13 protein-coding genes are annotated in these 12,820 nt (G+C 43.3%); 7 read left to right on the top strand and 6 right to left on the bottom strand.

The annotated features are described in order from the left end of the window. Nucleotides 1–6 precede the first annotated feature (6 nt). Together nirB and nirD are read left to right on the top strand one after the other, a co-directional pair. Nucleotides 7–2,526, top strand: coding sequence for a nitrite reductase large subunit NirB (gene nirB / locus ACF8OV_RS21865; protein ID WP_203504067.1), 2,520 nt, complete (start codon nucleotides 7–9; stop codon nucleotides 2,524–2,526). After that, on the top strand, nucleotides 2,527–2,862 hold the full coding sequence (gene nirD, locus ACF8OV_RS21860) for a nitrite reductase small subunit NirD (RefSeq protein WP_025520257.1): 336 nt from the start codon (nucleotides 2,527–2,529) through the stop codon (nucleotides 2,860–2,862). A 98-nt stretch (nucleotides 2,863–2,960) separates the two neighbouring features. Here nirD and ACF8OV_RS21855 read toward each other — a convergent pair whose 3' ends face one another. Together ACF8OV_RS21855 and ACF8OV_RS21850 are read right to left on the bottom strand one after the other, a co-directional pair. After that, nucleotides 2,961–3,365, bottom strand: coding sequence for a PPC domain-containing DNA-binding protein (locus ACF8OV_RS21855; protein ID WP_015313323.1), 405 nt, complete (start codon nucleotides 3,363–3,365; stop codon nucleotides 2,961–2,963). A gap of 1 nt (nucleotide 3,366) precedes the next feature. After that, nucleotides 3,367–3,942, bottom strand: coding sequence for a TetR/AcrR family transcriptional regulator (locus tag ACF8OV_RS21850; protein WP_015313322.1), 576 nt, complete (start codon nucleotides 3,940–3,942; stop codon nucleotides 3,367–3,369). Nucleotides 3,943–4,086: 144 nt separating this feature from the next. Between ACF8OV_RS21850 and ACF8OV_RS21845 the strand changes: the two genes are divergently transcribed. From ACF8OV_RS21845 to ACF8OV_RS21830, 4 genes are all read left to right on the top strand, one after another. Continuing rightward, a complete protein-coding gene (locus tag ACF8OV_RS21845) occupies nucleotides 4,087–4,701 on the top strand; it encodes a glutathione S-transferase (protein ID WP_025520255.1) in 615 nt (204 codons plus the stop codon). 221 nt (nucleotides 4,702–4,922) lie between these two features. Continuing rightward, a complete protein-coding gene (locus ACF8OV_RS21840) occupies nucleotides 4,923–5,183 on the top strand; it encodes a hypothetical protein (protein ID WP_021452285.1) in 261 nt (86 codons plus the stop codon). A gap of 24 nt (nucleotides 5,184–5,207) precedes the next feature. Continuing rightward, entirely contained in the window at nucleotides 5,208–6,428 is a 1,221-nt protein-coding gene (locus ACF8OV_RS21835) for a PP2C family protein-serine/threonine phosphatase (RefSeq protein WP_025500882.1), read from the top strand. Further along, a complete protein-coding gene (locus ACF8OV_RS21830) occupies nucleotides 6,421–6,915 on the top strand; it encodes an ATP-binding protein (protein ID WP_005499055.1) in 495 nt (164 codons plus the stop codon). The genes ACF8OV_RS21835 and ACF8OV_RS21830 overlap by 8 nt, the downstream gene beginning before the upstream one ends. Nucleotides 6,916–6,942: 27 nt before the next feature. On the opposite strand, the gene ACF8OV_RS21825 is transcribed toward ACF8OV_RS21830, so the two are convergent. From ACF8OV_RS21825 to ACF8OV_RS21810, 4 genes are all read right to left on the bottom strand, one after another. Beyond that, complete coding sequence (locus ACF8OV_RS21825; RefSeq protein ID WP_005499054.1) at nucleotides 6,943–7,134, bottom strand: hypothetical protein; 192 nt, start codon at nucleotides 7,132–7,134, stop codon at nucleotides 6,943–6,945. Nucleotides 7,135–7,169: 35 nt separating this feature from the next. Then, complete coding sequence (locus tag ACF8OV_RS21820; protein WP_180765611.1) at nucleotides 7,170–7,505, bottom strand: Hpt domain-containing protein; 336 nt, start codon at nucleotides 7,503–7,505, stop codon at nucleotides 7,170–7,172. A 2-nt stretch (nucleotides 7,506–7,507) separates the two neighbouring features. Then, entirely contained in the window at nucleotides 7,508–9,043 is a 1,536-nt protein-coding gene (locus ACF8OV_RS21815) for a response regulator (protein WP_203504048.1), read from the bottom strand. A gap of 111 nt (nucleotides 9,044–9,154) precedes the next feature. Next, on the bottom strand, nucleotides 9,155–11,296 hold the full coding sequence (locus ACF8OV_RS21810) for a serine/threonine-protein kinase (RefSeq protein ID WP_203504274.1): 2,142 nt from the start codon (nucleotides 11,294–11,296) through the stop codon (nucleotides 9,155–9,157). Between the two features lie 322 nt (nucleotides 11,297–11,618). Here ACF8OV_RS21810 and tagH point away from each other — a divergent pair, with 322 nt between their 5' ends. Beyond that, a complete protein-coding gene (gene tagH, locus ACF8OV_RS21805) occupies nucleotides 11,619–12,815 on the top strand; it encodes a type VI secretion system-associated FHA domain protein TagH (RefSeq protein WP_005463793.1) in 1,197 nt (398 codons plus the stop codon). The last annotated feature ends 5 nt before the right edge of the window (nucleotides 12,816–12,820 follow it).

Genomic DNA, 12,820 nt, shown 5'->3' with positions numbered 1-12,820 from the left:
GCAGCGATGAACAGTCCTTTAACGATTCCAGTAAAGAACGCATTGAGCCACATCGTTGTGGTAGGCAACGGTATGGTCGGGCAACACCTCGTCGAGCAATTAGTGCAGAAAAATGCGCATTTGGAGCACCGAATTACCGTGATTGGTGCAGAGCGTTTTATCGCGTATGACCGTGTACAGTTGTCCTCTTTGTTCGCGGGTAAGTCTCATGATGATTTAATGCTGAGTAACCAAGAATGGTACGACATGCATGGCATCCAACTGGTACTTGGCAGTCAAGTAACAGGCATCGACAGAGAGCAAAAGCGCATTCTGCTTGATGGTGAAGATGTGCTGGGTTACGACCAACTCGTGCTCGCGACCGGTTCGTACCCGTTTGTGCCTCCAATTGAAGGTAAAGACCGAGACAACGTGTTTGTCTACCGCACGCTTGATGACCTTTCACAAATCAAGAAGGCATGTGAAGGCGCAAGAACAGGCGCAGTGATTGGTGGTGGCTTGTTGGGTTTAGAAGCGGCAAACGCACTCAAACTATTGGGGTTAGAAACTCACGTTATTGAATTTGCACCCCGCCTGATGCCCGTACAGTTAGATGATGGTGCCGGCTTAGTGCTGAAAGACAAGATTGAAGCGCTAGGGCTAACCGTTCACACCTCAACGGGTACGGAACGAATCTGCGATGGTGAAACGGCTAAGCATCGCATGGTGTTTAAAGACAAAGATCCTCTCGAAGTGGATGTGATTGTCTTTTCCGCAGGGATTCGCCCCCAAGATGAGTTGGCAAGGCTGGCTGAGCTAGAAGTAGGCGAGCGAGGCGGTATTGTGATTAATAACCAATGCCAAACCAGCGATGAGAACATATACGCGATTGGCGAATGTGCCCTTTGGGAGCAGAAGATCTTTGGTTTGGTCGCTCCCGGTTACACCATGGCTAGAACCACCGCCGATGTCTTGACTGGAATGTCGAGCGAAGGTTTTAAAGGTGCAGACATGAGCACCAAACTCAAACTACTTGGGGTGGATGTGGCGTCTATCGGTGATGCACAAATGCAAACCGAAGGCGCACAGGAAATGGTCTTGCAAGATGCGGTCGCAGGCATCTACAAAAAGCTGGTGGTTGATGCGAGCGGCACCCAATTGCTTGGTGCGATTCTCGTCGGTGACAACAGCGACTACGACGCGCTCTTACAGTGTTATTTGAACAAAACGGTCCTGCCAGACCACTCGGCGAATCTGCTGTTTGATACCGGAATGCTGGATGGAGAGATGCCAGACAGCGCCATCATCTGTTCTTGTCACAACGTCACAAAAGGCGACTTAGTTGCCGAGATTCAAGCTGGCACTACCAACCTGACGGACCTTAAAGCCAACACCAAAGCCGGTACTGGCTGTGGTGGCTGTAGCAATATGGTCAAGTCGGTATTGGATACTCAATTGGCAGCTATGGGGGTAGAGGTTAACAACCACCTTTGTGAACACTTTGAGCTCAGTCGGCAAGAGATGTTCCATATTTGCCAAGTGGAACAGATCAAAGACTTCGACACTTTAATCACACTGCATGGCAAAGGGCATGGTTGTGATATTTGTAAGCCGACAGCGGCATCTGTGTTTGCTTCTTTGTGGAATGAACACATCATGGAGCCGCAGCATCAGTCTCTACAAGATTCTAACGATGCCTTTATGGCTAACCTGCAAAAAGATGGCTCCTACTCGATAGTGCCTCGTGTTCCGGGCGGCGAAATTACACCAGACAAACTCATTGTGCTCGGCGAAGTTGCTCAGCAATATGATCTGTACACCAAGATCACTGGTGGTCAGCGCGTGGATTTATTTGGTGCGCAGTTAGAGCAACTCCCAGAAATCTGGCAAACCTTAATTGATGCTGGTTTTGAAACAGGGCACGCCTACGGCAAATCGGTGCGCACTGTGAAATCTTGCGTCGGTTCTACTTGGTGTCGCTATGGTGTTGATGATTCGGTTGGTTTAGCCATTGAGTTAGAGAACCGTTACAAAGGATTGCGAGCGCCCCATAAGCTTAAGTTTGCCGTATCGGGCTGTACTCGCGAGTGTGCAGAAGCGCAAAGTAAAGACATTGGGGTGATCGCCACTGAAAACGGCTGGAATCTATACGTTTGCGGTAATGGCGGCATGAGACCAAGACACGCTGATTTGTTTGCATCCGACTTATCCAAATCAGAGTTGATCACCATGATTGACCGAGTTTTGATGTTCTACGTCAGCACCGCTGATCGCTTGCAGCGTACGTCGGTGTGGATGGAGAACATGGAAGGGGGCTTAGATTACCTTAAACAAGTGATTTTGGATGACTCTCTGAATCTATGTGATTCTTTGGACGAACAAATGGCGCGAGTCGTAGATACCTATCAATGTGAGTGGAAGAGTACGCTGGATAATCCTCAAAAACTGCAACGCTTCCGTCCTTTCTTGAACAGCACGGCGGGCAGTAAAGTCTTACCGTACCAGCGTGTACGCGGTCAGCGTATTCCGGTGAAACAGGAGGTGTAAATGGCAGCTTTAACCAAAGTGAAATTGTGTCAGCTTGATGATCTAATGCCGTTCATTGGTGCCACAGTGTTGATTGAAGGCGAGCATGTCGCGTTATTCTACATTCCTGATAACGGTGTTTACGCTGTTCAGGATTGGGACCCAATTGGTAAGGCTTATGTGATGAGTCGAGGGATTTTCGGTGATATCGATGGTGAGATGTGTGTTGCATCACCGCTATACAAACAACACTTCAGTTTAAAGAGTGGGCAGTGTTTGGAAGACGATGCGCACTGTCTAAAAACGTGGCAAGTAACGGTCGACGATAATCAGGTTTGTTATTTAGTCGAAGAATGATCCTCGAAATTAGCTTGCTCGATATGAGTAAATTCTTAGCGTAAGAGATAAGCGAATAAAGCTCCAGAGACACCACAGTATGGTTCTGGAGCTTTTTACTATTTGGAAGGATTCACTTGTAGTTCGGTATAGCCGGTCGAGTCGTCCATCGCTCTGGTAAACTCAAGTTTTGAGTAAGAATGGATGATCAATTCTGCGGTAGTATCAATCACTGTGCCTTCCATTAAGTGTCCGCCCCAGACTCGCCCTTCACGATCAGACACCGAGATATGAACGTGCTGATGTTCAGGCGTCAGGGTTCCCATCACAGAGACGATTTCAAATGGCTCTTGTTTGGTTAACGTGCTTTCTGCACCTGCCAAACGAAGGTTGAGGTCAGAGACACAACCAACACATGAAGCAATCGAGCCTGCTTTGACATCGTGCTCCGCGACCAATTTCGCTAGGCTCAGCTTTAAGTCCATGCCTTTGGTAAGACGTACCGCTATCACTTCAATCGACATGTCACTTCCTAATCAAAACCAGCAAGCAGGAAAGCGCCGTATCCAAGTCGGCATAACGTTTGGCTTTGCCAAGCACGCGCATGCCTTGCATGTTGTTGAGAACAAAACGAGCGAGTTCTTCTGGCTTGAGCGTTTTCGGCACTAATGTTTCTTTCTGTGCGTTTTTCAAAGCATCGGTAATGATGTCGATTAAATGATCAAATAAAAAATGCCCTTTTCTCAGTACATCATCGTCTTCGCCTGCATGCTCCACAAGCGCATTTTGGATAAAACAACCACAACTTCGCTTGCGTTGCAGCTCTGCAAAGGACTTAAGGAAAGACTCAAGTTCTGGCAGGGATGCGCCGTCTTTCTCTAAGTCGGTGAGTGAGGGCAACGAGACTTTTTTTAGATAAGCATCCAGTGCTTCGTAGTAAAGCTGCTGCTTATCACCATAGGTGTTGTAAAGGCTAAAGCGGTTGATATTCAACTCGTCAGTGAGATCAGAAATGGATGTATTAGCAAAACCTTTGCGCCAAAAAACGTCCATAGCGACTAAGAGTTTTTCTTCTCGATCGAAGTTGGCTTTTCTTGCCATATGCGTACCTACCTGAGCGGTTTTTCTCAAACCACTCCTAAACTTATTGAACAACTTTTTGGAAATGAAGTTCTTGACTGATCGTTTATAAACTGGCTACAGTATATCCTAACCAATTGGTTAGAAAAAGAAAAAGGATACAAAATGAAGCTCTATGAAACAGCAATGACTCCAAGTTGTAAGCGAGTTAGCATTTTTTTAAAGGAAATTGGTGGAGAGGTTGAGCGTGTCGCGTTGAACGTGCGTGAGGGCGATAATTTGTCTGAATCTTTCAAGCAAAAAAGCGTGAATGGCAAAGTGCCATTACTGGAGCTAGACGATGGCACAACGATCTGTGAAAGCGTGGCTATTTGCCGCTATCTCGATGAAGCGTTTGAAAATGACTTAGCTCTGTTTGGCGCAAATCAATTAGAACGAGCACAGGTGGAAATGTGGCACCGTGTCGTCGAGTTCCAAGGCCTTTATGCGGCATTCCAAGCGTTTCGCAACATTACGGCGATCTATCAAGATCGTGAAAACTGTGTGGCAGCGTGGGGTGAAGAATCCAAGTCTCGCGTCCTCGAGTTTTTGCCAACCTTAGATAAACGTTTGTCAGAGAGTGAATACATCGCGACAGACCAGTTTTCCGTTGTCGATATTACCGGTTATATTTTCATTGGTTTTGCGGTGAATGGTTTGAGTATTGAAGTCTTCGAGAAGTACCCAAGCATCGCTCGCTGGTTTGAACAAGTGTCTGCCCGAGACGCATTCCAAAGCTAATTTTTTCGCAGCGAGCGTTTTCTCTCTCGCTGCGTATTGAATGCCAATGACAAAAAGGTATTCAAATACTTCAAGTTTTCTCTTCTTTTTTTACTCATCTCCTATAATTATTTTTATATACAACAACCTCAATAGGCTTCAATGCGTTTTAGAGCAGAGTGCTCTTAGTCTGTAGACGTTCTTTTCATTTAGAGATGTCTGGCAAGAGACAAGGAGAGGTTATGAATCTTCAAATCAAAACCATCAACAACGTACTGTTTGCTTCGCTCGTTGTTTCTATTTTTGGTTTAGTTGCGATGTACCTGAACTATACGCAGCAAAGTGATCAAATAGAGCAATTGCGCGGACAGCTTATCGAAAAAGAAAATCAGATCGTCATTTCAAACGAAGCATTGTCTTACACCCGTTATCAACATCAACTTTTAGCCGAAGACTACAGTCGTTTTAGAGATGAGCAGTCAATAAATAGAGTACTTCATTAGTCGCTACCAGCGTTGAGGAGAGAGATGAAACCAATCTTATTGGTCGACGATAGCAAAACGGTATTGCTTTACATGACCTCCGCATTGCAAAAGCAAGGGTACGAAGTCATCGCTGTGGAGGACGGTGAGTCTGCACTTGAAGTCCTGACGCACCGAAAAGATATTCAGTTTGTTCTCAGTGACCTGATGATGCCTGGGCTCAGTGGTATTGATTTGTGTCGCGTACTCAAATCTGCGGCGTTTGAGCGGTATATCTTTTTTGTCCTACTTTCTTCACGCAATGATCAGGGCTCGATTGTCAAAGGCATTGACGCTGGCGCGGATGATTTCGTAGATAAAAAAACGTCGGTAGAAGAGCTTCAAGCACGCATACGAGCAGGGTTTCGTACTCTCGATTTGCACAATATGTTACTCGCGAGAAATCAAGAATTAGATATCGCTTACCAAACGATTCGTCAAGATCTAGAATCTGCTGGTGATCTCATGAGGCAGCTTTTACCGGTAGAGCTGCAAATCGGAGCGACAAAATTAAGTTATTCCTATCTTCCTTGTTCTCAGCTTGGTGGGGATATGCTCGGTTATGCTGTGCTTGATGAGCAGCATGTGGCGTTTTATGTATTCGATGTTTCTGGGCACGGTGTCTCTTCTGCTCTGATGTCGTTTTCCATTCAAAAAACGTTATCTCGAAGCTGTGGACCGGAGTCGGTAACGACAGATCTTGTCGAGGGCGAATATGTTGTTTCGGAGCCGAATGTGGTGGTGGAGAGGCTCAACCTTCGATATCAACAAACACCTGACAGCCAATTGTACTTCACAATCGTTTACGCAGTTTTGAATACTCAAACAGGCAAACTGAGGTACTGTACCGCCGGTCACCCTAAGTTCTTATGGCGACATCAATCAGAAGCAACCATTGATATGGTTGGTGATGAGAATTTTATAGTAGGCGCGTTAGCACCAATGCAATACAAGGGCGGGGAAATTACGTTAGAACCAAACGACTCGATTTGGTGTTTTTCTGATGGCGTGGTTGAAGCGCGGTACGAAAATGAGTTTTTCTCTGTAAATCGTTTGATCGCGAACGTACAGAGCGTTTCTGGACTTCCATTTGAAGCACAGGTTTCTTCTGTCGTCGAAAGCATTAAACGTTGGCAAGTGAAGGAAGAGCTAGACGACGATTTGACGCTTTTACAACTTCAATGGTCTGGTCCAAACACGTCGACATGTGAGGGTGAGGATGACTGATTACGAGTTTAAAAAAACGTTTCTTAGCTCACTAAAATCTTCCCGTGAGGCGAGTAAGCAGCTTGCCGAGTTTCTCTTTCAACATCAGGTATTGGTAAGTGATGTCCAACACCTCGAATTGTGCGTAGTTGAGGTGATGAACAATGCCTTTATACACTCCTACGATGAGCAGGAAGGCGAGCCGATTGAGCTCGAATGTGCAATCTTATCTGACTCTAAGTCTACTCACATCGAAATGCGTATTTCTGATTACGGTCGTCCTATTAAAAAATCGGTTTTCCAAGAGCACACGAATAAAGAAATAAAAGCACCAAGCTTGTTTGATGAAGACAGCTGGATGTCGTCAGGAAGAGGATTAATGTTAATCAGTAATCTAGTTGACAGTTTTCAGGTATTGAGAAGTGGTCGAAAAAACACGTTTGTATTGATTAAAAGGGAGGGACGCCTAACAACCAAGCAAAGTTCTGTCACTTTACCTGGTTCTTAGTTTTCGTCCATGACGAATTAGCTTTCTTTATTTGTGATCGGTGGTGGAAGCCGATGACAGAAGCGCTTCTAGTTCTTCTCTGGTCAACAAGTCTTGCGGATTTAGCATCCCGCTCTCGTCGTCCAAGGACATCTTGGTTCTGCTGATCAAATATCGTTTTTGAGTAGGAGTTAAGTCCTTGAGCGACTCAATCAACTCCTTGAAATGGTTGTTGTCCATGTTCATAATTTCCCCGTTCTAAGCCTTAAGGTGTTTTATTTTAAGTTTTCTAAGTAAGCGAAAATCTGCTTTTTAATTGTCACCAGCTCGTTATTAACTATAGTTATATCTTCGCATTCTGGTGCAGTATTGTTTCTTGTACTTGTTTCTATCTTCTCCAGCGCAACAACTGCGGTATCTTCTCCAAAGCCTTCTAGAATACCTTTCAAGCTGTGTGCCATCAGATACAGCTCTGGCCAATTTTTTTGTACGAACATTTCATTTAGTTGTTCTGTCGCATCAGAGTAATCCTCCAAGTACGTTGAAAAGACAGCAATGATGATGTCTACGTCATTGTCCATGTATTGATTGAGCAATTCGAAGTTGATCATTTTCACTCTCTATCGGTTACGTGATAGCTAAACGGTTCGGGTATCTGGCTAGAAAAAGAACCAGAGAGATAATCGCTTAACCATCGCGACCAATTTGGTGGTAATGCCCTTTGTTTTAGGAAGTTAACCACCGACTTTGAATTAGAATGGTATTGTTGGTCCGGAGCTGCCAGAGCGTTCAGTTTTGTCTCTACTGAAAATGGATAGTCGTATTCGTGTGGTACGATATTGCACTCTTGAAGTCGGACTGATGAACACGATTGATTGATGACTCCGAGCAAGCTGCGTCTGATAGAAAACTCACCAAAAAATGCTAATAGCGGAAGGGCTTGTTTCAATAATGCTATCGGCATTTGTGTTGGAATATCGTAAAAGTAACTCAATGACTCTAGCAATTTTAGGTGCGCTTCTGCCGCGCGAGACTCGACGAGAAGTAGCTTGCACTGCATGAGCTGCTTAAAAGCTAATAGACTGACTTGCTGCTCTTTACCCAACTGCTTTTGCGTGAGTAAACAGAGTTCATTCAGTTGAACAAGCACTTTCCTCTTGGTATGAATATGAGTAAGCGTTTTAAAATGGTCGCTGACTAAATCAACGTAAGAAGAAAGGACATTAAGCCATTGGGCATCGGTTTGTGATAAATGGGCTGCATAGGTACGGCCTAGCTCATAGAGATCTTCAAACAGGCCCAACTTGGCAGTAATTCGGGATGCTGAGAGAAAACGAGAACCATTACTTGGCGTGAGCGAAAAAGCTCTTTTTGCCAAACAGAGCGCATGTCGTTGTTGCCCCAAGCTTTCATAAAGACCGATCAAACTGTCAATGGCAGCCAAGCAGAGCGGATTCCGAGTTACATAATCAGCCAGAACTTTGACTGCTTCAGATATGTGGCCTTGATGATGCAACAAAAATGCGGTCGCACATACTTTACTTGCATGCTCTTTCTGACTGCAGAGAGGTAAATAATCCTCAAGTAGTGTGTAGTCACGCCTTTCAACTAAAGTATCGATAATCAGAGATTCAACACAAATACTGGACGCGTGGGTCTTGTGAAGCAAGATGACATCAGATAGTAAGAGAGGTTGTGAAGCCAGCAGTCTTTTTGTTACAGCGGCAATGTGCTGTTGTTCTTGCAGTGCTTGGAGCATTTTCGTGTAAAGTGCTTTTGTTTGAAGGGGTTTTGTTAGCAGGTGACGAACCCGCCCTGAGCTAGAAAGTGCTGTGAGAACTGTCTCTTTTGTGGCATCGCTAGAAATCATAAGCACAGCGGTTGTGTCTGAAATCAGTTGAGCTCTGCTCAGGAGGTGAACGAGATCCAAACCTGTATATTTTTCTGCAAGATGGTAATCAATCACTAAGAAGGAATAAAAGCGAGTTTTTGCGGCGAGCAAGGCCGCTTGCGTGTTAGTCACGCAAGTGATGTTAGAAGCTTTTGCGCCTAATGCAATGAGTTGGTGTTTCACTAGCAGTGATGATGTAGAACAGTCATCAACGACCAGGATATTGATATCACCAACGGCGACTCTTCCCTCGGCCAAAGTCTATCTTCCTTACTACAGCTACACTAATAAGCTAGTCATCTGAGTGCATAAAGGCAAGGCGTTTTTGAGGAAAGGGGCTTAGAAGCCCCTTAAATGAGACAAAATTCGTTAACTTTGCTTGGAATCTTGCTCAATTTGTTTCATCAAATCGTTCGCTTTCTTCATTGCTCGTCTAGCGCTGGTGGTCTTTCTTTTATTCAACAGAATGTCGGAGAATTGTAGATACTTGTCCGCTGTTTGGAAGCGTAGGTCATTGATATCTTGGAATCCAACAGGGAAGTTTTCAGAGAATTTATCGACGTCTTTAACTAACTTATCCAAATGTACAGTGGTTCTTGCTTGCTTTAGGCGATAGTACAGGCCATCAAACTCGTCTTGATACAAGATACGAGCGGCATCGATAGGGAAAGGTAACGGATTGCTCGAATCTATCGCCGTTTCATAGAGCTTCATTTCGAGCACCGCATCTTTCATCGCATTGCTTATCTCTAAGTTAGTTTTATGTTCATCGCTATTGGTGAAGAACGTGTTGCCAACCTTTATCAATGTTACTAATGCCGCTGCATCACGATCTTTCAACGCGTCACTTAAGTGTTTACCAAACACGTCACTAGAAAGTGAGGTCGGTACGAAAGGGTAGTCCTGATGGATCTGGCTTAGTTCTTCTTTTAGCTCATAGATAGACTTCGTATCTTCTTCCTTATCGTAACGTGATTTCTCCAAATGGCTGTTAATCTGACGAGCAATAGAAAGTAGAGTAGAGTGCTTGCTTGATTGAATGTCTAATGCAAGAACTTCGATTTTATGTGAGTCCGGGTAGTAGCCCTTGGCCTTTTGTAAAATAGCCTCAATCTCATCGTAATTCGGATAGCTAGTCGCATCGGAATTGAGTACATCGTCTATTTCTGATTCAAATTGACCGAGTAAATAGGGCTTATGTAGACGGAGCAACCCAGCTTTAATTAGAGGGTGAAGGGAAGCGTCACCATCGATTAAAGAGCGGCTATGCTCCGGCGAGGTACTTAATAGAAGCTCTGCATTTTGGATAACTTCGTTTTGTTGACTAAGCTTTGCTTCTAGATCGGAAATGGCAACTTGCTGTTGGTTGTAGACTAATCCAAGACCTGCCATAAACAACAAGCTGGCTGCGACACCAGTGGCCAAGGGCCAATATTGCTTGTTCAAACGACGCTTAACTGTCTTTGCATTAAAATCAGCGGGAATTGTACCAGTTGAAAAAATCTTCGAGAAAATCGGCCACTTCGCTATTGGCATATTTGCTGGTTTAGAGACCTTAATATTTTTCTTTAGTGCTTCATTAACTGGTGTTCTTGAATATGGATGCTTACAACTCAACAATTCATACGTAATACAACATAAGGCGAACATATCATCGCTTATGTTTGGTTCTTTTCCTGAGAGCAGGTTGAGTGAGGCGTAGTTAGGCGTGTAGCCCAGCGTTTCTAGATCTTCTGTTTTACGTTTTGCTGCATACTGATCATGTTTGATCTGGTGAGTTTTCGACACACCAAAATCCAAAAGCTTTACATGGCCTTCGGAGGTTAAAATTACGTTGGCTGGTTTTAAGTCGGCGTGTACAACACCGAGCGAATGAGCATAGGATAGTGCGTCGAGGATTTGGTTGAGGATAGAAAGCATTGCATGGTACTTCAAACCATTTGGACGAGATCGTTGGATTAAACTTTCCAACGTTTCGCCGTCAATATATTCCATCACTAAAAAGTAGATATCACCGTCGACTCCGAAATCAAAGACCCGGATTACGTTTGGATGACTAAGTCTTTGTGTTTGTTGCGCTTCTCGAATCAACATTCTTGCTGTCTCTGGCTGAGACGCAAACTCTTTCTGTAAAACTTTTAGAGCAACATAAGGGGACTCCGAGCCAGAAGACTCAAGAATTTTGTCTTTTGCTAAATAAACATCACAGAGTCCACCATGACCTAAAATAGACTCAATTTCGTAACGGTTTTTTACTGTTTGCCCAATTAAATTTGAGTTAATAACACTTTTGTTTTTTGTGTTCTTATTATCACTTTTGTTGATAGGTGGTATTGTGTTTTCTTTTTGAGACAGTTTTGTATCCGTTTCATTTATATTTTCAGCGGAGTCTTGTTTATTAACGTTTTTAGCGGGTTCAATTGCGTTTTCTCTTTTTTGAGTCTTTACAATTTTTGTTTTATCTCCGCTATCGCTGCTATTTATAGATTTGTCTTTATTTTTTTCTTCCATCACAAGGACTCCATATAAATGATGGGGTTAATATATATATTCCTGCTAAATGAAAAATACTTCGGTTAGATTTTCTCGGCCAAACTAACATCGGTTTTTTGACGGGTGAAAGTTTGAGTGTCAAAAATTTGAACCTGGTTGGATATTTAAAATTGTTCAACAATTCATGATTGCTTTGATAAAAAAATGATTCATTATGCCGTCAATAGTTTTTATAACAGCTATAAGAACTCTATTAATCTTAATGTTAATAATTAAAGCTTCAAATCTAATTATAAAAATCGATATATAAATATTTAGCAGGTCTTTGGCGAGGTTTTTCATGAAATTGGTATTGACCATAACGAGTTTCCACAAATTTACTCCGGAAATAGAGAGTGAGTTTGTGTTTGAATCAAGTGATGAGCATGCAAAGGTAACCTTCGGACGCTCAGAACAATGTGACTGGACGTTACCAGACCCTGAGAGAGTTATTTCTGGGACTCACGGCGAATTGATTAAATTTGGCGATAAATATCTAATTAAAGATTTATCAACAAATGGCACATTTGTTAATAATGCAGTTACTCCAATCGGCCAAGGGAATGAGCTTGCTTTGTCCCATGGTGACACTGTTGCTTTAGGCGATTATCAAATACAAATTAGTATTAGTGATATCTCTGAAGATAGGACAGAGCATCAATTTACATCTAACCCAGAGGTTAAGACGCCAGTTGGATTCGAACAGCACGTAGAATCGATTCCAGAGATGGAAGATTTTGGTTTAAGCGCTGCCGAGTTGATGGATGAAAGTGTCCCATCAGATTTTCAGTTAGACATTGGTCTAGTAGATGATTTTCTAGAAATTCCGAGTCACGAAACTGAAGTGCCACAACCTAAAGTTGCATCAATGCAGCCTGATACCAACGCTAAAAGCCAAAAACCTACAGTGCATCGAGGTGAACTGGAAGCCTTCATTTATGGCATGGGGATCGACCCCAATATGGTACCAAGCCAAAATCGAGAGCAGTGGTTTGAACAATTAGGTCAGTCGTTTTCTCTCATGCTTATTGGGCTAATGGAGACTCTTCACAATCGGGCTGTATTTAAACAAACCAATCGCGTCAACCATACTGCATTTAGAAAGTCTGAAAATAATCCACTTAAGTTTTCAGCAAATTTGGAAGATGCAATCCACAATTTGTATAACCGTCAAACGTCAAGTTTTTTAAAGCCTAATGCCGCAATAAAAGAAGCATTTAACGATATTGAAAATCATGAGCAGGCTTTAATGCAAGGAGTAGCGGGTACGGTATCGAGTGTCATGTCTCTCGTTGAACCTAATACTATTTATTCAGATGCATTGGCTAAAGACAATGTAATTAACAAGGTTATTCCAGCAAGAAAATATGCTCAGAGTTGGAAGCGCTTTGAAGGTATTCATAGCCAATTAACAGATGAACTTGTCAATAAAGAGTCTCCATTTTATTTAGAAGATTTTGCTAAGCACTACGAATTAGCGCTCAAGAATAAAGGTTAAGGTGG

Origin of the sequence: Vibrio sp. GLN_1 (assembly GCF_043106015.1) — a bacterium.
Taxonomy (GTDB): Bacteria; Pseudomonadota; Gammaproteobacteria; order Enterobacterales; family Vibrionaceae; genus Vibrio; species Vibrio parahaemolyticus.
The sequence above is the reverse complement of the archived record's forward strand: the minus strand, read 5'-3'. Positions and strand labels throughout refer to the sequence as shown.